The following is a 26,347-nucleotide window of genomic DNA, read 5'->3' as shown; positions in this document are numbered from 1 at the left end:
ATTTAAAAACAGAAAAAAGAGGATAATAACATGACTGAAACAGAAATTTTTAACAAAGTAAGCGAAATCTTGGTTGACCAATTTGATTTGGAAGATGGCGAAATTAAGTTGACAACTAACATGAGCGAAGATATTGATGCTGATTCATTAGACTTGTTCGAAGTTTTGAACCGTGTTGAAGATGAATTTGATATTAAGCTAGCTGTTGCTGAAGAAGTTGTAACAGTTCAAGACTTGGTTAACAAGGTAGCAGAACAAGTAAACGCTTAAGAAAAACTGTTAGTTAGAAGGGACGATATTATGAGCTTTGAGCTAAATAATCCACTTTTTGAAAAGTTGGGCATGAAATATCCTATTATCCAAGGTGGAATGGCTTGGGCTGGTACGGGTCACTTGGCTGGATCCGTTTCTGAAGCCGGCGGGCTAGGTATTATTGGTACAGGATATTGGAAAGCTGATAAAGTCCGTGAAGAAATCCACCGCGCTCGAGAAGTAACTGACAAGCCTTTTGGTGTTAACGTTATGTTGCTATCACGACACATTCGTGAAGTATTTGATGTCATCATTGAAGAAGGCGTTAAAGTCGTTGCAACTGGTGCGGGTGATCCATCACCATTTATTGAAGAATTACACAGTCACGATATCTTGGTCATTCCAGTTGTACCATCAGTTGGTTTAGCTAAAATGATGGAGAAAAAAGGTGTTGATGCTGTGGTTGCCGAAGGTATGGAATCAGGTGGACATATTGGTAGCCTAACAACCATGACTTTGGTACCACAAGTAGTCGATGCTGTTAATATTCCCGTTATTGCTGCTGGTGGTATCGGAGATGGCCGTGGTGTTGCTGCTGCATTTATGTTGGGTGCTTCAGGTGTTCAAATGGGAACTCGTTTCCTAGCATCTGAAGAATCAGAAGTGCATGAAAACTTTAAGAATGCAGTTGTTAAGGCTAAGGATATTGATACATTGGTTACTGGTGAAATCATGGGTAACCGTGCACGTGTTTTGAAAACAAAGATGTCAAAGAACTTTGTTAAGCAAGAACGTATTGAAATTCAAAAGCCTAAGCCAGATGCCGATGCTATTGAAGATTTGGAAAATGGATCACTACGTCGTGCCGTTAAAGATGGTGATAAGACGACGGGTGCTTTCATGGCTGGTCAAATTTCAGGATTGATTACTGAATTAAAGCCAGTTTCCGCTATTTTAGAGGATACTTGGGCACAAGCAGAAAAACTTTTGAATTAATCATTTTGGAGGACATATGAAACTTGGAATTTTAATGAGCGGTCAAGGAGCTCAAAAAGTTGGCATGGGTGCTGATTTGTATGAGCAAGTACCTGCTTATAAAGAAACCATTGATGAAGCCAGCAAGGTGTTGGGTTATGACATTATGTCTACCATTGTTAATGATGAAGATAATGTTAAGCAAACGCAATATACGCAACCAGCTATCTTGGCTATGAGTACGGCAATTTATCGGTCATTAGCTGATGTTATGCCAAAGCCTCAAGCAACGCTTGGACTAAGCTTGGGTGAGTATAGTGCACTAGTTGCTGCTGATGTTTTAGATTTTGATCAAGCAATGCGAATTATTAAAGATCGTGGTGCGTATATGCAAAAGGCCGGTGATGAAAATCCTGGTAAGATGGTTGCTGTTATGACTGATGATCAAGATTTGGTTGTTAAGACTGTTGAGACATTGCAAGCAAATGGTAAAAGAGTTTATCCAGCTAATTACAACACTTTTAACCAATTGGTTATTGGTGGAGTTGAAGCTGATGTTAATGAGGCGATGCAAGCTTTGACCGATGCCGGTGTTGCTCGCATGGTGGAGTTGCCTGTCTCAGGACCATTCCACACGCCTTTGATGTCATCAGCTGCTGATAAGTTAACTGATCGTTTAGCAGATGAAGAATTTGCGCCAATGTCATTTGATGTTTATTCAAATACAACAGGTCAAAAATTTACGGATGTTAAAGCAACGTTGTTGGACCAAATTGTCTCACCAACTTATTTTGCGCAAGCATTACAAGCAATGGTGGATGATGGAGTTGATACTTTGATCGAATTTGGACCAAGCGATACATTATACAAGTTTGCTCGTAAAATTGTGGGTAAAGATGTTAAGCGTTATAAAGTAACTAACTTTAAAACGTATCAAGAAGTACGTGAAATGCTAGCAGCAACAGAATAGGGGACGAAGTAATGAATCTCGAAGGAAAAACAGTGTTAGTAACGGGTTCTACTCGTGGTATTGGTTTAGCAATGGCGCATGCTTTTGATGCTGCCGGTGCAAATGTGATTTTGCATGGACGTTCAGCACCTAAGCCAGAAGTGCTAGCTGAATTTAGTGAGAATACAATGGCAATTACGGCAGATATTGCAGATGAGGCTAGTGTTAAAGAAGCATTAGATGGTTTATTTGCTGAAGTTAAGGGCATCGATATTCTTGTTAACAATGCTGGTATTGTCAATGATAAATTAGCTATGGGTATGAAACCAGCCGATTTTGCACAGGTTGTAAACACGAATTTAAATGGCACATTTAATGTTACCCAACCAATCTTTAAAAAGATGTTACGTGCAAGAACAGGTCAAATTATTAACATTGCATCTGTTGTTGGGTTAATGGGGAATGTTGGTCAAGCTAACTATGCAGCTTCAAAGGCCGGTATTGTTGGTTTGACAAAAACATTAGCTAAAGAGGGTGCAATGCGTGGTATTCGTGTTAACGCAATTGCGCCAGGTATGATTGTATCTGATATGACAAATGCTTTATCTGACAAGGTAAAGGATCAAGTGTTGGAAGCAATACCATTGAACCGTTTTGGTGAAGCAACTGAAATTGCAAATACAGCTGTTTTCTTGGCTCAAAACGATTACATCACAGGTCAAACGATTACAGTTGACGGTGGTTTATATATTTAAAGCGACCTTTTACGTATGGTCTGCACTTATTTTATATTTTACTTACTTTTTTCATACGTATAGCGATGCTAACAAATAAAGGAGAACAAGATGACACGAGTTGTTATTACAGGTTTAGGGGCTGTTACCCCTGTTGGAAATAGTACTGAAGATTTTTGGAACGGTATTTTTAACAGTGAAGTTGGTATTGCACCAATTACAAAATTCGATGCAACTGAAACGGGTATTACTGTTGCTGGTGAAGTTAAAGACTTTGATCCAGCTGCCCGTGTAGGTAAGCGTGAGTCACGTAAGATGGATTTGTTTTCACAATACGCCGTTCATGCCGCTGGTGAAGCGCTTGAACAAGCAGGATTAGCTGACGGTGTTGATAATCCTGACCGTTTTGGTGTAATTATGGGAACAGGTATCGGTGGTTTGACGACTATCGAGCAACAAGTTATTAAGATGCATGACAAAGGACCACAACGCGTTAGTCCAATGTTCGTACCAAATGCTATCCCAAATATGGTTTCAGGTAACGTTTCAATGCGCTATGGTGCAAAAGGGGTTAACTACACTGTTTCAACCGCTTGTGCAAGTGCTACTAATGCGATTGGTGAAGCATTCTGGCGTATTCAATCTGGTAAGATGGACGTTATGATTACCGGTGGTGCTGAAGCTTCTGTTAACGAAATGGGAATTTCAGGATTCGCTGCTTTGACAGCTTTGTCAAATGAACCTGATCCACTAAAAGCTTCAACGCCATTTGATGTTAACCGTCATGGATTCGTCATGGGTGAAGGTTCAGGGGTTCTTATTTTAGAATCACTAGAACATGCACAAGCACGTGGTGCAGAAATTATCGCCGAAGTGGTTGGTTATGGTTCAAATTCTGATGCTTACCACCTAACAAGTCCTACTCCTGATGGATCAGGACCTGCTGGATCAGTTAAGTTGGCATTGGAAGATGCTGGTATCCAAGCTAGTGATATTGACTATGTTAATGCTCACGGAACTGCTACAGGTGCTAACGATGCTGCTGAATCAAAGGCAATGGAATTGGTCTTTGGTAAGAACGGTGTCTTAGTTTCATCAACTAAGGGTATGACTGGTCACTTGTTAGGAGCCGCTGGTGCCATTGAAGCAATTGCTGCTATTGGTGCAATTGTTCGTGAGCAATTGCCAGTTAACGTTGGTTTAACTGAGCAAGACCCTGAAACTTTGGGTGTTACACTTGTTAACGATGAAAACAAGCATGTGGCACCAAATTATGTACTATCAGCTAACTACGGTTTTGGTGGTCATAATGCAGTTGTTATTTTTAAGAAGTGGAGCGAGAATTAATGGATTTGCAATTAGATGAAATTCGAACTTTGATGCAAGATTTAGAAAATAGTTCGCTACGTGAGTTTTCATTACAAGCGGAAGATTTCAATTTACATTTGAGTAAGAATGAGATGTCACAACCAGTTGTAGCTGCACCACAGTCAGTTGTGCCAGCAGCACAACCAGCTGTAGCGGAGTCAAAGACGGCTGAAGGAACGGCTGATTTGGGTACTGATAACAGTGTCTTAATTGAAGCATCATTGGTTGGAACGGTTTACCTAAAGCCAAAGCCAGATGCACCGGCCTTTAAAGAAGTTGGTGATCACGTTAGTGTTGGTGAACAAGTTGCGATTATTGAAGCAATGAAGTTAATGACTCCTGTTAAGAGTGAGGTTTCTGGAACTGTTAAGGAAATCTTGGTTGAAGAGGAAGATGTTGTTGATTACGGACACGCTTTGTTCCGTATCCAACCTGATGCATAAGGAGAATTTGAAATGTCAGTATTGAATACACAACAAATTCAAGAAATTTTACCTCATCGTTACCCAATGTTGATGTTGGATACAGTTGAGGAACTAGTTCCTGGTGAAAGTGCTGTTGCTATCAAGAATGTCTCAGTTAACGAAGAAATTTTCCAAGGACATTTTCCTGGTGACCCAACTTTCCCTGGTAACTTAACGATTGAAGCCTTAGCACAAACAGGTGCTGTTGTATTGCTTTCAATGCCTGAGTATAAGGGTAAGACTGCTTACTTTGGTGGTATTAAGAAGGCACGTTTCCGTAAGATGGTTCGCCCTGGTGACCAATTACGTTTGGAAGTGAAACTAACACGTTTGCGTGGCCCAATTGGAGAAGGTAAAGGAACGGCTTATGTCAATGGCAAGCGTGTCACGACAGCCGACTTAACGTTTATAGTTGGAGATTAATATGTTCAAAAAAGTTTTAGTGGCAAATCGTGGTGAAATCGCGGTTCGTATTATTCGAACGTTGAAGGAGATGGGCATCAAGTCTGTTGCCATCTATTCTTCAGCAGATGCGGATAGCCTACATGTGCGACTAGCTGATGAGGCAATTGCTGTAGGTGGTCCTAGATCAAAAGATAGTTACTTAAATATGAAAAATATTTTAAGTGCTGCACTTTTGACTGGTGCCGAAGCAATCCATCCTGGTTATGGTTTCTTATCAGAAAATGAAGCCTTTGCTGAGATGGTTGGAGCAGTTGGTATTAAATGGATTGGTCCAAGTCCTAAGGTTTTGGAATTAATGGGTAACAAGGCTAATGCGCGTGAATCTATGCGTGAAGCTGGTGTGCCAGTTATTCCAGGTTCTGAAGGCTTTATTCATAATGCCGGCGAGGCTCAAAAAATTGGTGAACGCATCGGATATCCTCTACTATTAAAAGCTGCCGCTGGTGGTGGTGGTAAAGGTATGCGCTTTGTGTACGCTGAAGATGAATTAGCGGATAAATTTGATGATGCACAACATGAGGCCAAAGCCGCCTTTGGTGATGGTCACATGTATGTAGAAAAAGTTATGACAAATGTACGTCATATCGAAATGCAAATTATTCGTGATCAACAAGGTAATGTTATTTACTTCCCAGAACGTAATTGTTCATTACAACGTAACAACCAAAAGGTTATGGAAGAAAGTCCAGCCGTTGGCGTTACGCAAGCAATGCGTGATGAATTAGGTGGTATTGCAACACGAGCTGTTAATGCTTTGGATTATGAAAATACTGGAACGCTTGAATTCTTGGAAGACCATGATGGTAATTTCTACTTTATGGAAATGAATACACGTATTCAAGTTGAGCACCCAGTAACGGAAATGGTCACAAATGTTGATTTAATTAAGATGCAAATTCAAGTGGCAGCGGGTGAAACTTTAACTATGCAACAATCTGACGTTAAAGTTAGTGGTCATGCTATTGAAGTTCGTCTAAATGCTGAACAACCAGAACGTGGCTTTGCGCCAAGTGCTGGAAAGGTGAAGTTTGTATTCTTACCAACTGGTGGTCCTGGTATTCGAATTGATTCAGCAATTTATTCTGGTGATATTATTCAACCATTCTATGATTCAATGATTGGAAAATTGTTAGTGCATGGTAACAATCGTGATGAAGCGGTTGTTAAGATGAAGCGTGTTTTGGATGAATTGGTCATCGATGGTGTTAACACTAATGCCGCTTTCCAAGAAGCCTTGTTAAATGACGCTGGTGTTGCTGAAGGTTTGTTCACAACGCAATATCTAGAACATGACTTTTTACCAGCTTGGCAAAAAACATTAACAGCTGACAAGTAGGAGGCAAGAGATGGATTTATTTAGTCATGCGAATGTCAAACTACCCAAAATCAAAAAAGATGCGCATATTGATGATCAAATACCAGATGGTTTATTTTTGGCATGTCCTTATTGTGGTGAACAACTATACTCTAAGCAGTTAGGAAAAGAACGTGTATGTCCTAAGTGTGGTTATGGGTTCCGTTTGCAAGCATATGAACGTGTACATTTAATGACGGATTCTTTTGAAGAATGGGATGCTGATTTAACATTAGCTGATCCTGATTTTCCTGGTTATGCTGATAAGTTGGCTCGTGCTAAGTCACAAACCAATTTAAAAGAGGCTGTTTTGACTGGAAAAGCCGTATTGGATGATGAAACTGTGGCATTAGGGATTATGGATTCTTACTTTATGATGGGTTCTTTAGGAACCGTAACCGGTGAGAAGATTACGAAGTTGTTTGAAAAAGCAACGAGTCAAAAGCTACCAGTTGTGCTCTTTACGGCTTCTGGTGGTGCCCGTATGCAAGAAGGTATTGATTCACTAATGCAAATGGCTAAGGTTTCAGGTGCCGTGGCGGCTCATCAAGAAGCAAAGTTACCATACTTTGTTGTTTTGACTGACCCAACAACTGGTGGTGTGACTGCTTCGTTTGCTATGCAAGGGGATGTTACATTAGCAGAACCACATGCATTAGTTGGATTTGCTGGTAAGCGTGTTATCGAACAGACAATTCATGAAAAGGTACCTAAGGATTTCCAGCGTGCTGAAACAGTGCTAGAAAATGGCTTTATTGATGCCGTTGTGCAACGTAAAGATTTAACACATGTTTTGTCACAATTGGTTAAGTTTCACCAACCACAGGGAGGACGTTAATCATGGTAAATTTATTTAGACGTGAGTTGACGCCTGTACAAATTGTAAAGCGATCACGTGAAGATCGTTTTATGGCGCGTGAAATTATTAATGGTATTTTTACTGATTTCTTTGAGTTACATGGTGATCGGTATGCCGGCGATGATGAAAGTGTTATTGGTGGGCTAGCTAACTTAAATGGACGTCCTGTGACGGTTATTGCGATTGATAAAGGGGTCGATATTAAGGATAAGCTTGCTAAGCGTAATGGTTCGCCAGAGCCTTACGGTTATCGTAAAGCGGAACGTTTAATGAAGCAGGCGGCTAAATTTGGCCGTCCAATCATTACATTCATTAATACTCCTGGTGCTTTTCCTGGTAAAACAGCTGAGGACCAAGGTCAAGGTGACGCAATTGCACAGAGCATTCTTGAAAGTTTGAAGTTACCAGTTCCAATGATTGCCATTATTTATGGTGAAGGAGGATCTGGTGGTGCGTTGGCATTAGCAACAACTGACCAAGTTTGGATGTTCCAAAATTCAACTTATTCAGTGCTTTCACCAGAAGGTTTTGCATCAATTCTTTGGAAAGATGCTAAACGCCATGATGAAGCAGCAGAAGTTATGGGCTTAACGCCTAACGACTTATTAGCTAAACATATTATTGAATATATTGTGCCAGAAAGTCGTTCACATTCACGTGTATTCTCATTAATCCGCGCTAAGTTGGATGAAGAGATTGTTAAATTGGCGGATATGCCTGCTGAAAAATTGTTGGCACAACGTCGAGCACGTTTTAGAAAATTTTAATCTAAAAAGCTGAGGTAGGATTACTACCTCAGCTTTTTTTGTATCTTTTTAGTCCATTTAGCTTTAAAATTACAGTATTAGAGGTCTATTAGGAGAACGTGCAATGGCAGACAAACAGACACTATATAAAAAGCAAGCAGGGGAATATGCGGCTAGTTTAATTGAAGATAACATGGTTGTTGGTTTAGGAACGGGGTCAACAGTTCGTTTTTTTATTGAAGCATTGGCGCAACGAATTAATATTGAAGGTTTAGATATTATTGGTGTAACGACATCATCCAAAACATCATCATTGGCAAAAGCTTTGGGAATTAAACTGTCATCAGTTGACGAGGTGCCTTATATTGATTTAACAATTGATGGGGCTGATGAAGTTGATAGTGCCTTTAATGGTATTAAAGGTGGCGGTGCAGCGTTATTATTTGAAAAGATTGTTGCTTTAAACGCGCATAAAAATGTGTGGATTATTGATGAATCTAAATATCATGACGTTATAGGTCAGTTCCCGTTACCAGTTGAAGTTGTTCCTTATGGTAGTCATCAACTGTTTAAACGATTTGATGAAGCGGATTTACAACCGTTGTTTCGGCGTACTGAAACTGGTGAACGGTTAACAACTGATGCCGGTAATTACATTATTGATTTAACATTAGAACGAATTAATCATCCAAAAAGTTTGGCTTACTTTTTAGAGCAAACCGTTGGTGTTGTTGAACATGGTTTGTTTTTAAATATTGTTGATGAGGTGATTATTGGTGGTGAGCAACTAAAAATAATTACTAAACATCCTGATAAATTGTTCGATAATTAAATACAATCATCCTATGGTACAATTAAACTTAGTTATGTTGGGGAATATGAAAGTAATAAAGGAGATACGATTAAGATGACTTGGCAAGAAAACTATCAAGTATGGGCAGAACGCACGGATTTGCCAGAATATTTACAAACAGAGATGGCCGCATTAGCTAATGATGACAAGCAAGCTGAGGATGCTTTCTATCAACCACTATCATTTGGAACTGCTGGTATGCGTGGTCTGCTAGGGGCTGGTATTAACCGTATGAATATTTATACGGTGCGTCAAGCAACTGAAGGGTTAGCTAGTTTGATGGATTCTTTGTCTGATGATGTGAAGCAACGTGGGGTTGCAATTTCATATGATTCACGTCATTTTTCACAAGAGTTTGCTTTTGAATCAGCAAAAGTTCTTGGTGCACATGGTATTAAGGCTTATGTTTTCGAATCACTACGCCCAACACCGGAGTTATCATTTACGGTACGTCATTTTAATGCCTATGCTGGTATTATGATTACAGCATCACATAATCCAAAAGAATACAACGGTTACAAAATTTATGGTGAAGATGGTGGTCAAATGCCACCAAAGGAATCAGATATTATTACGGCATCAATTCGTGAAGCAGATATGTTTACTGTACCGGTTAAACCACAAGCAGAATTAGAAGCAGCCGGCTTGTTAGTAACGATCGGTAAGGATGTTGATGATGCTTACTTAGCTGAGGTCAAAAATGTCACAGTTGACCAAGATTTGGTGAATAAAGTTGGTAGTGATATGAAACTTGTTTATTCACCATTGCATGGAACGGGTGCTTTAATCGCTGGCCAAGCTTTAGCTAATGCGGGATTTAAAAATGTCACAATTGTTCCTGAGCAGGAAAAGCCCGATGGTGATTTTCCAACGGTAAAGTTACCAAACCCCGAAGACCCTGATGCATTAGCTATGGGTATTGCCTTGGCAAAAGAGCAAGGGGCTGATGTTGTTATTGGTGTTGATCCCGATGCTGATCGTATGGGAACAGCTGTCCGCTTACCATCAGGTGATTACCAACTATTAACAGGAAACCAGATTGGTGCTTTGTTGTTAAATTACTTGTTAACAGCCAAGAAGGCTGCTGGTACTTTACCAGCTAATGGTGTGTTGGTAAAGTCGATTGTGTCTTCAGAATTTGCTGCTGATATTGCTAAAAGCTTTAACATTGAAACAATCAATGTACTAACAGGGTTCAAGTATATCGCTGAACAAATTCAAAGTTATGAAGAAACCCATGAGCATACTTTCTTGTTTGGTTTTGAAGAATCGTATGGATACTTGGTTAAGTCATTTGCCCGTGATAAAGATTCAATTCAAGCAACTGTTTTGTTGGCAGAAGTAGCAGCATACTACAAGTCATTAGGTAAGACTTTATATGACGGTTTGCAAGATTTGTTTAATGAGTATGGATACTTTGTTGAAAATACACAATCGTTGACCTTCAAAGGAATTGATGGTGCCGATAAGATTGCTGATTTGATGGCAAAGTTCCGTTCTGAACAACCAGTGGCTTTGGGCGATGTTACAGTTACTGAAGTGGCCGATTTTGCGCTACAAGTACAAACAGATACACAAACTGGTGTTGAAACAACGTTGACCTTACCAAAGGCGAATGTGTTGAAGTATTGGTTGGCTGATGGTTCGTGGGTAGCTGTTCGTCCTTCGGGTACCGAGCCAAAGATTAAGCTATATGTTGGTACTAAGGGTGAAACACAGAAAGTTGCTGATCAAAAATTAGCGGCGATTCAAGCATCTCTTGCAGAATACGTTAAGTAAATACCAATCAGTTAAATAATCAAAAAAGCCGAAGCAGAAATGTTTCGGCTTTTTATGAATAGAAAAAATTAAATTTCATGTCTTTTTTTATACATGGTACAATGTACTTAAATAAAATAGTGATTTAAAACTAGTATTAAGATAGGAGAAAGCGATGATTGGATGGATTATTTTCGGTGTAATAGTAGTTATAATTCTGTTATGGATAGGAATTTATAATGGGCTTGTGCAAGCACGTATGCGGACACAAGAATCATGGAGCCAAATTGACGTACAATTAAAGCGACGTAATGATTTAATTCCCAATTTAGTTGAAACGGTAAAGGGTTCAGCTAAGTTTGAACAGGGAACTTTAGAGAAGGTGGTTGGTTTACGTAATGCAATTACGCAGACACCAACAAATGATCACCAAAAAACAATGGAATTGTCTGACCAACTAACAAATGGGTTAAAGTCTATTTTCGCTGTAGCGGAGTCTTATCCTGATTTAAGGGCGTCAAATCAATATAATAAATTGATGGAAGAACTAAGCAATACTGAAAATAAAATTGCTTATTCTCGTCAATTGTTTAATACAACAACTGCTAACTATAATACAAAGCTACAATCTTTCCCAACTAATTTGGTGGCTAAGGTACACAGCTTTAAGCCAAGTGAATTCTTAGAGACACCAGCTGAAGAGCGTGAGGTTACTAAAGTATCATTTGATGAAAATGGACTATAAAGAGGTAAATAACGATGTTATTTGAACAAATTGCAAAAAATAAGCGCAAAACGATTGTGTTATTTGTTGGTTTCTTTTTGTTCATGGGAGTTGTTGGTGCTGCATTGGGTTATTATTTGTTAAGTGCATGGATTCCAGGTGTTGTGATAGCGCTGATTACAGGAATTGTTTACGCGGGTTACATGTTTAGTCAGTCAACTGATGTTGTCATGAGTATGAATCATGCGCAAGAAATAACTAATGCGGATCAAGCACCTGATTTATGGCACATTGTCGAAGATATGGCCTTAGTAGCAAATGTACCAATGCCACGAGTATTTATTATTGACGATCCAAGCCCTAATGCGTTTGCAACGGGTAATGATCCAGAACATGCGGCAGTTGCGGCAACCTCTGGTATTTTATCGGTGTTAACACGTGAAGAGTTAGAGGGAGTTATGGCTCACGAAATGACCCACGTTCGTAACTATGATATTCGCCTACAGACGATTGCTGTTGCGATGACATCAGCAATTGCAATGCTAGCTAATTTTGGAACGCATTTCTGGTATTTTGGTGGTAATCGTCGTAATAACGATAAAGAGGGGAATATAATTGCAATGATTGCATCTATTTTAGTGCTAGTTTTGGCACCAATAGCAGCAACGTTAGTACAACTCGCCATCTCTAGAAATCGTGAGTTTTTGGCGGATGCTGGTGCAGTTGAATTAACCCGAAACCCACAAGGTCTAATTCAGGCGTTGAATAAGATTTCTAATAGCGAGCCAATGTCAGATGAAAATGTATCACCTGAAAGTGCAGCACTATATATTTCAAATCCCTTACAAACAAAAAAATTAACTAATTTATTTTCAACGCATCCGCCGATGTCAGAACGGATTGCGGCGTTAGAAAAAATGTAAATTTTTAAGACACTTAGCTATTAATTGATAGTTAAGTGTTTTTGTTTGCGGTCGGCTATGATACAATAAAATGATTGTTGGTCGTCGCAAAGGCCAAAGAAGGAGAAAGTAATGAAGAAGAAAGCCCCAGTGGTTAAAAATCAAGAGTTTGATGCTGAAGTTATTGATCTAACCTACCAAGGTAATGGTGTGGTTAAGGTTAATGATTTTCCCATCTTCGTAACAAATGCAGTGCCTGGAGAAAAAATTCGGGTAGGTATTACTAAAGTTACAACTAATTATGCTTTCGGACGTGTTGTAAAGACGTTAGAAGCATCCCCAAACCGTAATAACGATGTTAATAGTGCAGCCCTAACAACGGGAATTGCACCATTGGCACATCTAAAATATGATGCACAATTAAAGTTTAAGCAACAACAAATTAGTGAGTTGTTCCGTAAGCAACACGTTGATGTTAATGTTGCCCCAACAATTGGGATGGAAAACCCAACTGGTTACCGTAATAAGGCACAAATTCCAGCACGTGAAATCAAAGGTCAATTGACAACTGGATTCTTCCGTCGTGGTTCACACCGCCTAATGCCAATTGAAGATTTCTATATTCAAGATCCTGAAATTGATAAGGCCATTGTAATTATTCGTGATATTTTGCGTAAATTCCACGTGGCTGCCTATGATGAGGTTAATCATAAAGGTGTTATCCGTAACATCATGGTTCGCCGTGGTTACTACTCACATGAAATGATGGTTGTTTTGGTAACACGTTCAAAGCGTATTCCTGGTGCAAATATCATCATTCCAGAGATTAAGAATGCTTTGCCTGAAGTAACGTCAATTATTCAAAACGTTAACCAAGATAAGACAAATGTTATTCTAGGGGATGTAAACCATGTCCTATGGGGAAACAAGGTTATTAAAGATACTTTGTTTGATAAGACATTTGCTATTGGACCAAATTCATTCTACCAAGTTAACCCACAAACGACTGAAGTTTTGTACAAGTTAGCGGCTGATAAAGCTGAATTGACTGGTGATGAAACGGTTATCGATGCTTATTCAGGTATTGGTACAATTTCATTGACGATTGCTGATAAGGTTAAATCAGTTATCGGTGTTGAAGTTGTTCCTGCAGCTATCGATGATGCTAAGCGTAATGCAGATTTGAACAATGTTCATAATGTTAAATTTGAATTAGGTAAAGCTGAAGAAAAGATGGTTGCTTGGCAACAAGACGGCTTGAAACCTGATGTTATCTTCGTTGATCCACCACGTAAGGGATTGACACCTGAATTGATCGATGCAGCTGCTAAGATGGCACCAAAGAAGATTGTTTATATTAGCTGCAATCCGGCAACCTTAGTACGTGACATTGTACAATTTGAAGAAAATGGTTATGAAATCAAGGGGGATGTACAACCCGTTGATCAATTCCCACAAACAACGCACATTGAATCAGTAACGGTACTTGAGCGTAAAAATTAATAATTTATGAAAACAGTTAGCGAAGATATTTTGCTAACTGTTTTTCATTTAAAAGCGTGGTACAATCAATGCAGGAGGGTGACAAGACATGACAAAAGCACTACTGATTATTGATTATACAAACGATTTTGTTGATGATAAAGGTACTTTGACTTGTGGTAAACCAGGTCAAGCTTTGGAACCATATATTTTGGAGCAAGCACAAAAATTTTTAGATAATGATGATTATGTTATTTTGCCTACTGATGGGCATTTTGAAAATGATATTTATCACCCAGAGCATAAGATATTTCCACCGCATAATATTGTGGGCACATGGGGGCAACAATATTACGGTCGCTTGCAGGATTGGTATGTAGCAAATCAAGATAATGAAAAAGTTTATCGTTTTGACAAAAATCGTTATTCAGCTTTTCAAAATACGAACTTAGATAATTTTCTAAGAGAGCGACACATTGATGATTTGTGGCTTGTTGGGGTATGTACAGATATTTGTGTGCTGCATACAGCAGTATACGGTTATAATCTAAATTATAATTTGACGATTCCACAAGCTGGCGTAGCCACTTTTACTGAACACGGTCAGGAATGGGCCTTACAACATTTTAAAAACAGTCTAGGCGCAACCGTTATTTAAATTACGAGGTGTTTGTTGCTTTTTATCATTTATATGATTTAAGGCAACTTTTTTTATTGTTGTAAATGGTATAATAAACATTGGCTAATCGCATGAAACGGATTAAAAGGAGATGGATTATGACTTACAAACTGGGTATCATCGGTACAAACTGGATTACAAAGCAATTTGTAGAAGCAGCGCATGAATCAGGTAAATATGAGTTGACCGCTATTTATTCGCGACACACAACAACCGGTCAAGAATTTGGTCAAGATTTTAATGTTGATGCTGTTTATACTGATTTGGAAGAATTTTATAACAGTGGTATTAACGTCGTTTATATTGCTTCACCCAATAGTGTTCATTTTGAACAAGTTAAAGCAGCCATTAAGCATGATCTTCATGTCATTGTGGAGAAATCAGCATTTTCAAATCCTGATGAATATGATGAAATTATGGCATTGCTTGCAGAACATAAAGATGTACGTATGTTTGAGGCAGCTCGTCATATTCAACAACCTAATTTTAAAATCATTGAAGACCAAGTAGCAAAAATGGAGAAAATTTCAGGTGCTACGTTTGTTTATGAAAAATATTCATCACGCTTCGATGATTATTTGGCAGGCAAGGAACCTAATGTTTTGAGTCGCAAATTTAGTGCAGGTGCGTTGACAGATTTAGGTATCTATCCAATTTATGCAGCGATTAAATTATTCGGTAAGCCACAATCAACTCACTATTTTGCAACACCATTACGTAATGGGTCAGATGGTCGTGGGATTGCTATTTTCCGTTATCAAGATTTTGATGTCACAATTGAATTTGGTAAAGGATCTAATAGTCATTTAGATTCAGAAATTTTGGGATTGCGCGACACATTAGTGATTGGTGATATTGCTGAAGTATTGGATATTACTTATTATGATGCAGATAAGGTTGCACATGAATTAAGTCAGGCGCCTGTCGATAATCCGATGGTTCCTGAAGCAGAAATTTTTGCGGATATGATGACAAATCAAGCTGAGACAGCTGAAGAATATCAGAAATTATTGACATTAAGTCAAACTGTTAACCAAGTGCTATTTGACTTACGACAAGATGCAGGTATTGTATTTCCTGCCGATAAATAGCACTTGTTAGATATAAGGAGAAAACATGGATTCCCGTTTTGAAGAACGTTTAACAAGTGTGGGGTTTACAACCCTAACACCGATACAAGAGGCTGTTGCTGAGCCTTTAGCAGAAGGAAAATCAATTGATGCGTTGGCACCAACTGGTACTGGTAAGACTTTGGCATTTACATGGCCATTATTACCCGAATTAGTACCAGATGATGGTGAACAATTATTAATTTTGGCACCTTCACAAGAGTTGGCGATGCAAACGACACGTGTTGTGCGTGATTGGGCCAATGTCTTGTCATTAAAGGTACTATCATTAACGGGTGGTGCTAATGTTAAACATCAGTTGGATCGCTTAAAAAAGCATCCTGAAATTTTAGTTGGTACACCTGGGCGAGTTAGCGAATTAATTGGTAATGGTAAATTAAAGTTAAAACGTTTGCGAACATTGATTCTTGATGAAGCCGATGAATTGCTTCGTGATGATACAGCTAACCAAATTGATCAAATTTGGGACGCAATTGATGATGAAGATGTGCAAGTCGCTTTGTTTGGTGCAACTGAAGTTGATACAACTATAGCTAGTGGTCTTTTTGAGCGTGATTTCTTACGAATAGATCAACGCCATGTAGAAATTCCAACGGCGATTAAACATGAATTTTGGCCAACAGCACGTGATCAACGCCAAAAACGCTTACGTCAATTAGCAACACAAAAGCATTTTCAAGCGATGGTATTCTTTAATACAACTAAGCAATTAAAGATTACAGCTAGTTTCCTAGCACATGAACACGTTGCCATGGCAACATTGGTGCGAGGTGATTCAAGTACAACACGTGCGAAGTCATTAACTAATTTCCGTAAGGGAACAGCAAAGTTTTTGTTAACAACTGATGTTGCGGCTCGTGGTTTGGATATACCAGATTTGCCGGCTGTCATTAATTTTGATTTACCACGTGATGGTGAGACTTATACGCATCGCGCTGGTCGTACTGGGCGCATGGGGAAAGCTGGTCTTGTTATTTCATTTGGTAATGATCATGATTTACGTGATTTGAAGAAAATGGTGGCCGTTGAAATTAAGACAGTTAGTGGTGTTAAAACGATTGTTTCTCAAAAAGCTACGCCGGTCGCAAAGACTGATAAAACTTATCAACAAAAGAAACATAGTGGTAATCAGCAGCGTGTGGCAACTCAGAAAACTGGTGTTCGCGTTGAGGATAAAGACAATACGCAATCAAAGAAAACGGTCAAAAAGGCAACTAGCAGTCAACCTAATGTGTCACGACAAGATCGCTTAGCAAAAGAGAAGCATGCGAAAAGAAAGCATCGTAAAAATAAAGGAAAGCCAAAGTCAAAGCACTAATTATAGTGTTTCAAGCAAGCACCTTATTGAAGTAAACCGCTTACAAAAAAGCCTGGTTTGTGAATTATTAATTGTTATTTCATTCACATAAATTGCTGCTTATGGTATGATTATAGGTAGTGGTGGTTTCACAATATTTAATTTTGCTTGTGAAACTTGTTAAATTTTTAAAAACGAGGTCGAACTAAATGGTTGAACATGATATTCCTAGAGCAACGGCAAAGCGATTGCCAATTTACTATCGTTATTTGAAGTTGTTACTTGATTCTGGGACTGTTCGCGTTTCATCAAATGAATTATCTGAAGCGGTAAAGTTTGATGCCGCAACAATTCGACGCGATTTTTCTTATTTTGGGGCGCTTGGTAAGCGTGGTTATGGTTATGATGTTGAAGCTTTGATGAATTTCTTTGGTGAAATTTTGAACCAAGATACATTGGCTTCTGTTGCATTAGTTGGGGTTGGTAATCTAGGCCAAGCACTATTAAACTTTAATTTCCATCAAAGTTCAAATGCACGTATTGCGGCGGCATTTGATATTAATCCGGAAATTGTGAATACCATTCAATCAGGTATTCCAGTATATAGTCTTGATGATTTGGAAACACAAATTATGGATCAACGAATTGATGTTGCAATTGTCACCGTACCGGCAGACGTTGCACAAGATGTTGCTAAGCGTTTAGCTAGTGCAGGTATTCGTGGTATCCTTAATTTCACGCCATTACGTTTAGATGTGCCAAGTAACATTCGTGTACAAAACGTGGACCTTACAAATGAGCTTCAAACATTGTTGTACTTTATCAATAATTTTGGAGACAAATAAACAAAAAACTGACGTTACATACATGTGTAACGTCAGTTTTTTATAGTTTATTATAAAATTTAATCATTTACATAAATGAAGTCAGCCGCATGCTGGGTTACCTGTAAGGTTGCATCATCGGATACTAATACTAATGGACCCTCAAATGGTAAACGTTCTTTAATTGTCCAGACAGTGTTAAGACCTAAGTGTAATGTTTCCGTGTATTGTAGTAATTCTAAATCTTCTGTGAAACTATTAATTGTAATCGTTTCACCATCATTAGCTTCACGTAGGGAACGTAGTGACTTTGGTGAGTAGTGATGTTCAATATCGGGAATAACTAGACCATGTGGGCTTAATTTTGGGAATCCTAAATATTTATCAAGGGCGTTAATGAATTGGTCATCGGCATCATGATCGAGGTTATCGGCATTTGAATGTGCTTCAGAAATTGATAGGCCCAACTTAGTAGCACCGAATGTTTCAATTAAACGATGTGAACGGATTAAACGTAAAGCAGTTGCACGACCGGGTTTTGTAAGGGTAACGCCGTAGTAAGGAACAACGTCAACTTCACCAGCTTCTTGTAGCTTTGCTAGCATATTTGATACGGAAGAAGGGGTGACATTTAAGTGTTCAGCAATTTGGTTATTTGAAATTTTTGTTGATTCATCGCCACCGCTTAATTCTAATATTGTTTGCAGATACTGTGTTTTAGAAATGGATTCGGTCATAATGTAAAAATTCCTCGTTTTATGTATTGGTTAATGGTATTAATTATAACATATTTTTTTGATGATAATTTTTTCTAGAATGAACATTGTCGTGTACTTGATAAAACAAAAATAATTAGTTATGATGAAAATATAAGTTTGTTTAGTTGTTAATTATTGTTGTGGAAATGGGAGGATAAGTATGGTACTAACGACGGCAAGTGGTAATAACAGGTTAACGAGTTGTGCAATTATTCATCATTTATTGAAGAATACACGAGATATTCCGGATTACCTTGTTAAAGAATTAGTTACTGCATTAGAAAACACAAGGTCATGTCAGCCTGAGGTATATGTTGGTCAAGTGTATGACAGTTGTGTGTATCGAGTTGGTTGTGGTGATATTTATACAGAGACAAAGTTGGTATTTGCAACGCCTGATGTGCGTAATAAGTTTGCTAATGCATTTGAAGCAGCGTGTTGTAATAGTGGTTTTACTGTTCATCGAAGTTACTAATAATAGGTTAAAAGCAATTTCTAATTTCTATAATTAGTAATTTTGATGGATTTATAAATTTGTAATATAAACAAAAGGGACAGCAATTTCACCATGATAATGGTAAGATTGCTGTCCCTTCTGTTATTAAATTTTACGATGTACTTCTTCAATTGTTTTATTATTAAGCAAAAAATATAATAGAATACTCTGGATTGGCCAGAAAATAACTTGTTTGATAATACGCAACCAAAGCAATGACATAATGGTTTGCATATTATGAATATTACCAATCATTGTCACCCATAATGTATTAAGCATAACGTTGACGATGAGTAATACTAAGAAAACGGTAATAATCAGGCGCAACCAAGAAATCGTTTGGCGACCATAAAATGAAAAACCATAAATACCAGCAGCAACAATTGCTGAAATGGTAAAGCCCCAAAAGTAGCCATAGCCATTCATTAAGCTGCTAATAACATCCATAACAGTAGCAACCAGCATCCCCCAATAGGGGCCGTACCATTTGGCAATGATGCCGACAATCAAGAAGGTAAAACCAACTTTAAGTGTTGCTGTCCCGAGTGAGAAGCGGCTAATGACAAGTTGTAAGGCCATTAAAATGCCTAACAATGCTAACTGCTTTGTGCGTAATCGTGGTAATCCATATGCTAATGTTTTCATTTGAAAACACCTCCTTTGATATTGGAGGGTTTCACTTGTTACAGTGAATGTGATTAAGATATCGCGGGAAATCCTTCGTCCGTGGCCCACATTCCGTTTCCACAGCACTTGACGCATCTTAATCTACCCTGTGTGACTTACAAATTAATATTATACTGCTCTTGTGATTAAAGTAAACAGACATTTTATATAAAATGAGGTAAAAAGGTTTTTAAATTGTTTAAATGTTGGTAAAATGTTTTAATACACGTTATCTGAATTTAAAAAATAATCCATGATATATCGTTGTCAATGACATGGCGATTTGCGTTACAATATACTTTATGGAATAGAGGTGTTTAAATGGGGAAAGTTTCAATTAGAGATGTGGCCAGTTTAGCTGGTGTATCCATTGCTACTGTTTCACAAGTTTTAAATGGTAAGGGCAGTCGTTTTTCAGAGAAAACGAAGGCAAAAGTTTTAGCTGCCCGTGATGAAATTGGCTATGTACCAAATGCTAGTGCACGTAGTTTAAAGCAGGGCACTAATATGTTGATTGGTGTGGTCGTGCCAAGTTTACAGATTCAATTTTTTGGCAATATTGTGCAAAAAATGCAAGAATATTTGCCTGAAAATACGTCGTTATCAATTATGACGGCCGAGCGTCATGCAGCTGATCAAGCCATTGAAACACTGGTTAATTCAGGCGCTCATGGTATTATTGTGGTTAGTCAATTAACAGAACCAGTTGCGATTTCTCAAAGTTTAAAAAAACGTGGCATTGCGATGGTTGTATTAGAAAATCATGATGAACTAGCTGATGCTGATGCTGTTTACGCATCAGATAAAGTTGGGGGTCGTTTAGTAGCGCAACATTTGTTAGACTTGGGTCATAAGCACGTTGTGTTGTTGGGTAATCAACTTTACACTGATAATTTATTGTATCGAACGGCTGCATTTAAAGAAACGATGTTAGCCGCAGGTGCAAAAATTAGTGAAGTGACGACTCGTAATTTAACTAAGCATGCTGGTCGTGCTGCTGCGATGGCTGTTTCAATTACGCAGGCTACAGCCGCTTTTGCTTTAAATGATGAATTAGCGGTTGGATTGATATCTGGGTTAACAGCCCATGGTATTCGAGTGCCTGAAGATATGTCTGTTGTTGGTTATGATGATACAGATTATGCTGAGTTTTTTACACCAGCATTAACAACGGTACAACAACCGGTGGATCTAGTAGTTAAGGCAGCAATAAAGACGGTTATCGAACGTATTAAAGAACCGGATATGACGCGTCAGGTCACAGCATTTGACACAAAATTAATTACTCGGTCTTCAACGGCACCGTTAATGTAAAATATGGTAAGCTATTTGTAGCGAGGAGGTCATTTTAGAATGACAGGATTGTTTAAACGAACGCGAGAATTAATAAAGTCGCCCAAGAAGGTGGATAAGCGCCGGACATTAATGACAGCAACTTTATCAACACAAACTACGCATCTCGTGAATGATGGTTGGCTACCAAAATCAATTGCAGCTTATGTTGACGAAATTTTTGATAATGAGCAATTAAGCGACGAGACCATGCAGGATGTACTATCAACAGCGTGGTCCCAAGCACACCGTGTTGGTTCAGCTTTATTTACGAAAATGTATGTGGCCGGTTTTCATCGTGGTGGTACGCCAGCAACTGATCGATTAGAGATGTTGTATAGTATTTTGGGGATGACAGTTGGTTCAACAAATTTCGTTAAAATGACTAAATTAGGTAATTGGCCAACTAGAAATGAAAATCAAAATGCTGATTTATATTATTTGCATGTTGAAAATATGGCGGAAGTACAAGACTATCTAGAATTTGTTAAGCAAGTTGCGTTTATGATGCGCTTAAAGCACCATGCATGGAACGGAATTAATTCTAAATATGAAACTAGCCGTCAACTAGATAAAGTGATCGACAATCAGTTACGCTACTATTTAAGCAAACCAGTGGTTGATTTAATACAACGTGATAGTTTGAAACAAGAAGATGTTGCGGAAGGTATTGTACAGTTAACGGGTACACCAGTTTCATATCCGAAGGCTGATTTCCATAACCGTGGTGTTGCTGATAAAAGTAATGTAAAGATGGCAATGCCGGGTTATCACTTAGAATTAATTTTTGATGGTCAAGGCGAATTAGTATCAATGTGGACAGCGTTGGAGGCACATGAAACGGTCACAAAACGTGGTGCGCTCATGTTTTCTGATGTAACAACAGATTATTCATTGGCTGAATTACAGATGATTGCTAATACTGAATCAACTAATTATGCAAATGCAGGTGGACAAATTCATCAATCATTAGATGTGAAACCTGCCAATCGTCATGCTGGGTTAGAATCAGAGTTACGTAATTTTGCTAAAAATAAATTTTAGAATAAAAATATTAAAAAGGACATCGATTCATAAAATTGTGAATTGATGTCCTTTTAATATTAAATAATTTTTTTAAAAAACAGCGTCATAAATAACTTGAACGGCTTGCTTCATCTTATCAACTGGTACACCGAGCATCGTTGAAATTTGCGAAGCACCTTGATTAACCATCGGTAAGTTAATATTGGCCTCGGCTAAAGCAGCTGTGATCTTTGTTAAGGTACCAATATTTTTTTGCATACCTTCACCGACCACCATAATAATGGCGTAATCATCAAGCCATTCAAGCTCATCGGGAGCAATTGTTTGATACAAATCATGGCTAATATGGGCCTTAATAGTGGGAGATAATTGAGACTTATCAAAGATGATTGTCATGTCATCAATTCCAGAAGGCATATGTTCATAACTGACATTGTATGATGCGAGAATTTGTAAAATTTTCAATGTAAAACCAACTTCACGGTTAAGCAAATAACGGTGTAAATAAAGTGCTGCAAAACGATCGTCGTTTGCAATCCCAGTTACTGGTGAAGTGGGTGTAATTGCTTGATTAGGCACAATCATTGTGCCCGGGGCTTCAGGGTCATTAGTGTTTTTAACATTAATTGGTATATTTGCCTCGATAACAGGAATAATGGCTTCATCGTGGAAAACTGCGAAGCCGGCATATGAAAGTTCACGCATCTCTCTGTAAGTCATTCTTTCAATTGATTTAGGATTAGTGACGATGCCCGGATTGACAGAGTAAATTGCTGAAACATCAGTGAAATTTTCATACAAATCGGCGTGCAATCCCCGTGCTAAAATTGCACCTGTGATGTCAGAACCACCTCGACTAAAAGTGGCTGCATAACCATCATTGGTATATGTGATAAAACCAGGAACAATTAATAATTTATTTGGGTCATATTGAAAATTGTGCATGCGTTCATAGCTAGTTGGATCTAAGCGAGCGGCACGAGGTGAGCCACTAACTACCATCCCCAAGTCCATGGGTGACACAAAAACAGCCGGTTGACCAATTGCTTGTAGGATACAAGCAATTAGTTGTGCATTGAGTAGTTCACCATGTCCCATGAAGGCAGCGTATAAGTGGTCAAATGAAGGATAATGCACGCGATTTAATTGTATTAACTGGCGCTTTATTTGAGGAATAATCTTATTTTCTTCTAATCCAAAATATTGAGCAATATCTTGGTAACGATTTAAAATAGTTAACAAAATATCTGTGATATCTTCACCAGCAATGGTTTGATCAGCATATGTTTTTAGTAAATCAGTTACCTTGATGTCACCACTGAAACGCTTACCAGGTGCTGATACAACAACGACTTTACGATTTTCATCGGCTTGGATGATGTTAAAAACTTTTTGTACTTGCTCACCAGTTGCGAGGGATGAACCACCAAATTTTACAACTTTCATTTTTTTCCTCCAAATAAAATTCTAATTGGCACTAATTAAAAGTGAAAAAAAGATTAATGTCAAGTGTTGACATGACACAAAAATTAATATATTCTAATGATACGTTAATGATTAATAGAGGTTGCAACCAATAAGAGTCGCTTAATGGAGCCTGCACAGGTGAAGAAATTAAGTAAAAGGAGCGGTTGCCGAAGTGATTCAAATAGTGCAGTTTGAATTGTTGGGATGATAGTTAACAGCTATTAGACTGTCGCTAGTAAGCGGGGAGCTATTGTCACAGTCTTATGGAATGAATTTATGTCCGGTTGACAGTGCAGTGGTGCCTGTCGACCGGTTTTTTTGTGTCAGAAATTGAAAATAGGGGTTCAAAACATGGTAGTAGCAATAACAAGACCAACTAAAATTAAGATTTCGAAATCTGCAATTACGCATAATGTCACTGTTACGAGGGAGATGAGTGGCGCTAAGTTTATGTTCCTAGCAGTAAAGGCCAATGCTTATGGTTTTGGACTACAAACAATGGCACAAGCAGCAATTAAGGGTGGCGTCGATGGTTTAGCAGTTGCTGTTTTGGACGAAGCATTAGCATTACGCCAAGTCGGGATTACCGTACCAATTCTAATTTTAGGCATTACTTTACCGCAATATGCTAAGTTAATGGCAGATAATGATCTGATTGCAACCGTTAGTGATGTAGCATGGTTAAGGCAAGCAGCTGATAACCTTGGCGCAACCGCTAATCCACTACAAGTTAATTTGGGTGTTGATACCGGTATGGGTCGAATTGGTTTTAGAGAACGTGATGAGTTGGCTGAGGCAATAACGTATCTACAACAATCCGAAACGCCATTTATATATCAAAGTATCATGACACACTTTGCGGAAGCTGATTCATTGAATAATGATTATTTTCATGAACAGTTGGCTAATTGGCATACATTAACAGATGATTTGCCAATGCCACCAATGGTTCATTTAGCAAACTCAGGTGCAGCATTATATCATGCCGATGAAATACCAACTGATTATATTCGAGCAGGTACGGTGATATATGGTATGGAACCTTCAAGAGGGTCAGTATTACCAGATAATTATTTAAAACCAGTATTAACATTAGAAACAGAATTGATTTATGTTAAAAAAATGCCTGCCAATGCAGCAATTAGTTATGGTCATACGTACCATACTCAGGAAGGCGAGTGGATTGGTACTCTGCCAATTGGATATGCTGATGGGTTGCCAAGACCGTTAAAGGGTTTTGAGGTATTAGTAAATGGTCAAAAGGCACCTATTGTTGGTAACTTAGCAATGGATCAAATGATGATTTCATTGCCGGAAGAGCTACCAGTTGGCACAACCGTCACGATTATTGGTCAACAAGGACAATATGAAAATACACTAGAAGATGTTGCACAACATGTTTCATTAGCACCATGGGTTGTTGCGACTGGCTTACAAGAACGCTTAATGCGTGTAATCGTAGATTAAAGGGGAAAATTTATGGCAGTACCATATCAAGTTAATCAAGCTGGTGAACTAACAATTGGTGGTGTAACCGCCACATCATTGGCACAAAAGTATCAAACACCATTGTATGTATACGATGTAAATAGTATTCGGAACCAAATGCGCGCTTTTAAGACGGTTTTTATTAACCGCCACATAGATTATGCCGTTTCATATGCTTCAAAGGCATTTGCAACAGTGGCAATGTATGAAGTTGCTGCGCAGGAAGACATTCATTTGGATGTTGTTTCTGGTGGTGAAATTCAAACGGCATTAGCCGCTAATTTCCCAATGGCCAATGTTTCTTTCAATGGTAATAATAAATCAGCTGAAGAATTAGGGATGGCTATTGATAATGGTTTGGGAACTATTATTTTAGATAATTTCTATGAGATTAATCTATTACATGATTTATTAGCAGAGCGTAACCAAAAGCAAAATGTTTTGTTGCGTATTACGCCAGGTGTTGAAGCTCATACACACGACTATATTTCAACGGGTCAAACTGATAGTAAGTTTGGTTTTGATGTTAATAGTGGTCAAGCCCAGCAGGCGTTGGCACAAACATTAGCTGATCCTTATTTGAATGTATTAGGAGTTTCGGCTCACATTGGTTCGCAAATCTTTGATGTTACTGGTTTTCAGATGGCCGCTACCAAGTTAGTTGATTTGGTTCATGAGTGGGGCTTTGAACCACAAGTTATCAATACAGGTGGTGGGTTTGGTATTCGTTATACGAAAGAAGATCAACCATTACCTGCAACTGAATTTGTTGAGGCAATTATTGATACGATTACTGAAAAAACCACTGCATATGGTATGACAATGCCAACAATTTGGATTGAGCCAGGACGAGCAATTGTAGGACCTGCTGGTTATAATCTATATACGATTGGGTCAAGAAAAGATGTGCCCGGTATTCGTAGTTACCTGTCTGTTGATGGTGGTATGGGTGACAATATTCGCCCAGCATTATATGAAGCAAAGTATGAAGCTGTGTTAGCAAACAATCCATCAGCACCGTCTGAGCAGGTGGTTCGAGTAGCTGGTAAATATTGTGAATCTGGGGATGTGTTAGTTTGGGAACAAGCGTTACCACAGACGAAACCAGGGGATGTTCTAGCAGTGTTGGCAACCGGTGCTTACGGTTATTCAATGGCTTCAAATTATAATCGCAATCCACGTCCGGCTGTTGTCTTTGTTGAAGATGGCAAAGACCAATTGGTTGTAGAACGTGAGACTTATACGGACATGCTTCGTTTAGATAAGCACTATCAATAAAAAAAGAATTTGGGAGAAAAA

At 38.5% G+C, this 26,347-nt stretch carries 27 protein-coding genes and 2 riboswitches; of the genes, 24 read left to right on the top strand and 3 right to left on the bottom strand.

Going from position 1 to position 26,347, the window contains the following annotated elements; translation table 11 throughout:
- Positions 1-30: 30 nt before the first annotated feature.
- From GA0061074_RS04760 to GA0061074_RS04670, 19 genes are all read left to right on the top strand, one after another.
- Complete coding sequence (locus tag GA0061074_RS04760; RefSeq protein ID WP_092462381.1) at positions 31-270, top strand: acyl carrier protein; 240 nt, start codon at positions 31-33, stop codon at positions 268-270.
- A 30-nt stretch (positions 271-300) separates the two neighbouring features.
- A complete protein-coding gene (locus GA0061074_RS04755; protein WP_092462379.1) occupies positions 301-1,248 on the top strand; it encodes a DUF561 domain-containing protein in 948 nt (315 codons plus the stop codon).
- Between the two features lie 16 nt (positions 1,249-1,264).
- Complete coding sequence (locus tag GA0061074_RS04750; RefSeq protein WP_092462377.1) at positions 1,265-2,197, top strand: ACP S-malonyltransferase; 933 nt, start codon at positions 1,265-1,267, stop codon at positions 2,195-2,197.
- Between the two features lie 11 nt (positions 2,198-2,208).
- On the top strand, positions 2,209-2,931 hold the full coding sequence (locus tag GA0061074_RS04745) for a 3-oxoacyl-ACP reductase family protein (RefSeq protein WP_092462375.1): 723 nt from the start codon (positions 2,209-2,211) through the stop codon (positions 2,929-2,931).
- A gap of 90 nt (positions 2,932-3,021) precedes the next feature.
- Positions 3,022-4,257, top strand: coding sequence for a beta-ketoacyl-ACP synthase II (gene fabF, locus GA0061074_RS04740; protein ID WP_092462373.1), 1,236 nt, complete (start codon positions 3,022-3,024; stop codon positions 4,255-4,257).
- Positions 4,257-4,721 carry an acetyl-CoA carboxylase biotin carboxyl carrier protein gene (accB, locus tag GA0061074_RS04735; protein ID WP_092462371.1) on the top strand — a complete coding sequence of 155 codons (465 nt, stop codon included), beginning with the start codon at positions 4,257-4,259 and terminating at the stop codon, positions 4,719-4,721. Before fabF ends, accB begins: the two co-directional genes overlap by 1 nt.
- A 12-nt stretch (positions 4,722-4,733) precedes the next feature.
- A complete protein-coding gene (fabZ, locus tag GA0061074_RS04730; protein WP_092462369.1) occupies positions 4,734-5,165 on the top strand; it encodes a 3-hydroxyacyl-ACP dehydratase FabZ in 432 nt (143 codons plus the stop codon).
- Between the two features lies 1 nt (position 5,166).
- Positions 5,167-6,543 carry an acetyl-CoA carboxylase biotin carboxylase subunit gene (gene accC / locus GA0061074_RS04725; RefSeq protein ID WP_092462367.1) on the top strand — a complete coding sequence of 459 codons (1,377 nt, stop codon included), beginning with the start codon at positions 5,167-5,169 and terminating at the stop codon, positions 6,541-6,543.
- A 10-nt stretch (positions 6,544-6,553) separates the two neighbouring features.
- On the top strand, positions 6,554-7,399 hold the full coding sequence (accD, locus tag GA0061074_RS09295; RefSeq protein WP_092462365.1) for an acetyl-CoA carboxylase, carboxyltransferase subunit beta: 846 nt from the start codon (positions 6,554-6,556) through the stop codon (positions 7,397-7,399).
- 2 nt (positions 7,400-7,401) lie between these two features.
- A complete protein-coding gene (gene accA / locus GA0061074_RS09290; RefSeq protein WP_092462363.1) occupies positions 7,402-8,187 on the top strand; it encodes a carboxyltransferase subunit alpha in 786 nt (261 codons plus the stop codon).
- Between the two features lie 103 nt (positions 8,188-8,290).
- Positions 8,291-8,998, top strand: a complete 708-nt coding sequence (gene rpiA, locus GA0061074_RS04710) for a ribose-5-phosphate isomerase RpiA (RefSeq protein WP_092462361.1) — start codon at positions 8,291-8,293, stop codon at positions 8,996-8,998.
- Between the two features lie 75 nt (positions 8,999-9,073).
- Entirely contained in the window at positions 9,074-10,798 is a 1,725-nt protein-coding gene (locus GA0061074_RS04705; protein WP_092462359.1) for a phospho-sugar mutase, read from the top strand.
- 154 nt (positions 10,799-10,952) lie between these two features.
- Positions 10,953-11,522 carry a LemA family protein gene (locus GA0061074_RS04700; protein WP_092462357.1) on the top strand — a complete coding sequence of 190 codons (570 nt, stop codon included), beginning with the start codon at positions 10,953-10,955 and terminating at the stop codon, positions 11,520-11,522.
- Positions 11,523-11,536: 14 nt separating this feature from the next.
- Positions 11,537-12,424: a zinc metalloprotease HtpX gene (htpX, locus tag GA0061074_RS04695; protein ID WP_092462355.1), complete on the top strand. Its 888-nt coding sequence runs from the start codon at positions 11,537-11,539 to the stop codon at positions 12,422-12,424.
- A 111-nt stretch (positions 12,425-12,535) separates the two neighbouring features.
- Positions 12,536-13,906, top strand: coding sequence for a 23S rRNA (uracil(1939)-C(5))-methyltransferase RlmD (rlmD, locus tag GA0061074_RS04690; RefSeq protein ID WP_092462353.1), 1,371 nt, complete (start codon positions 12,536-12,538; stop codon positions 13,904-13,906).
- 88 nt (positions 13,907-13,994) lie between these two features.
- Positions 13,995-14,543 carry a cysteine hydrolase family protein gene (locus GA0061074_RS04685; protein WP_092462351.1) on the top strand — a complete coding sequence of 183 codons (549 nt, stop codon included), beginning with the start codon at positions 13,995-13,997 and terminating at the stop codon, positions 14,541-14,543.
- Positions 14,544-14,662: 119 nt separating this feature from the next.
- The gene (locus GA0061074_RS04680; RefSeq protein ID WP_092462349.1) at positions 14,663-15,655 is read left to right on the top strand and encodes a Gfo/Idh/MocA family protein; all 993 of its coding nucleotides are present in this window, start codon (positions 14,663-14,665) and stop codon (positions 15,653-15,655) included.
- Positions 15,656-15,680: 25 nt separating this feature from the next.
- On the top strand, positions 15,681-17,012 hold the full coding sequence (locus GA0061074_RS04675; protein WP_092462347.1) for a DEAD/DEAH box helicase: 1,332 nt from the start codon (positions 15,681-15,683) through the stop codon (positions 17,010-17,012).
- A gap of 188 nt (positions 17,013-17,200) precedes the next feature.
- Positions 17,201-17,836 (top strand): redox-sensing transcriptional repressor Rex, encoded by a 636-nt coding sequence (locus tag GA0061074_RS04670; RefSeq protein WP_092462346.1) that lies wholly within the window; start codon positions 17,201-17,203, stop codon positions 17,834-17,836.
- 59 nt (positions 17,837-17,895) lie between these two features.
- Here GA0061074_RS04670 and GA0061074_RS04665 read toward each other — a convergent pair whose 3' ends face one another.
- Positions 17,896-18,552 carry a metal-dependent transcriptional regulator gene (locus GA0061074_RS04665; RefSeq protein WP_092462344.1) on the bottom strand — a complete coding sequence of 219 codons (657 nt, stop codon included), beginning with the start codon at positions 18,550-18,552 and terminating at the stop codon, positions 17,896-17,898.
- A 181-nt stretch (positions 18,553-18,733) separates the two neighbouring features.
- On the opposite strand from GA0061074_RS04665, the gene GA0061074_RS04660 reads away from it, so the two are divergent.
- Positions 18,734-19,048, top strand: a complete 315-nt coding sequence (locus GA0061074_RS04660) for a hypothetical protein (protein ID WP_092462342.1) — start codon at positions 18,734-18,736, stop codon at positions 19,046-19,048.
- A 126-nt stretch (positions 19,049-19,174) separates the two neighbouring features.
- On the opposite strand, the gene GA0061074_RS04655 is transcribed toward GA0061074_RS04660, so the two are convergent.
- Complete coding sequence (locus GA0061074_RS04655) at positions 19,175-19,714, bottom strand: folate family ECF transporter S component (protein WP_092462340.1); 540 nt, start codon at positions 19,712-19,714, stop codon at positions 19,175-19,177.
- A gap of 39 nt (positions 19,715-19,753) precedes the next feature.
- Positions 19,754-19,847, bottom strand: a riboswitch (THF riboswitch).
- A 209-nt stretch (positions 19,848-20,056) separates the two neighbouring features.
- On the opposite strand from GA0061074_RS04655, the gene rbsR reads away from it, so the two are divergent.
- Both rbsR and GA0061074_RS04645 read left to right on the top strand, forming a co-directional pair.
- Positions 20,057-21,049, top strand: coding sequence for a ribose utilization transcriptional repressor RbsR (rbsR, locus tag GA0061074_RS04650; RefSeq protein ID WP_092462338.1), 993 nt, complete (start codon positions 20,057-20,059; stop codon positions 21,047-21,049).
- Positions 21,050-21,088: 39 nt separating this feature from the next.
- Entirely contained in the window at positions 21,089-22,111 is a 1,023-nt protein-coding gene (locus GA0061074_RS04645) for a DUF3114 domain-containing protein (protein WP_092462336.1), read from the top strand.
- 72 nt (positions 22,112-22,183) lie between these two features.
- On the opposite strand, the gene GA0061074_RS04640 is transcribed toward GA0061074_RS04645, so the two are convergent.
- The gene (locus GA0061074_RS04640; RefSeq protein ID WP_092462334.1) at positions 22,184-23,539 is read right to left on the bottom strand and encodes an aspartate kinase; all 1,356 of its coding nucleotides are present in this window, start codon (positions 23,537-23,539) and stop codon (positions 22,184-22,186) included.
- Positions 23,540-23,646: 107 nt separating this feature from the next.
- A riboswitch (Lysine riboswitch) is annotated at positions 23,647-23,818 on the top strand.
- Between the two features lie 93 nt (positions 23,819-23,911).
- Between GA0061074_RS04640 and alr the strand changes: the two genes are divergently transcribed.
- Both alr and lysA read left to right on the top strand, forming a co-directional pair.
- A complete protein-coding gene (gene alr, locus GA0061074_RS04635; RefSeq protein WP_092462332.1) occupies positions 23,912-25,027 on the top strand; it encodes an alanine racemase in 1,116 nt (371 codons plus the stop codon).
- Between the two features lie 12 nt (positions 25,028-25,039).
- Positions 25,040-26,326 carry a diaminopimelate decarboxylase gene (gene lysA / locus GA0061074_RS04630; RefSeq protein ID WP_092462330.1) on the top strand — a complete coding sequence of 429 codons (1,287 nt, stop codon included), beginning with the start codon at positions 25,040-25,042 and terminating at the stop codon, positions 26,324-26,326.
- Positions 26,327-26,347 lie beyond the last annotated feature (21 nt).

The organism is Weissella bombi (genome assembly GCF_900094835.1).
GTDB classification, from domain to species: Bacteria; Bacillota; Bacilli; order Lactobacillales; family Lactobacillaceae; genus Weissella; species Weissella bombi.
Note: the sequence above shows the minus strand (reverse complement) of the source record. Positions and strands in the feature narration are given on the sequence as shown.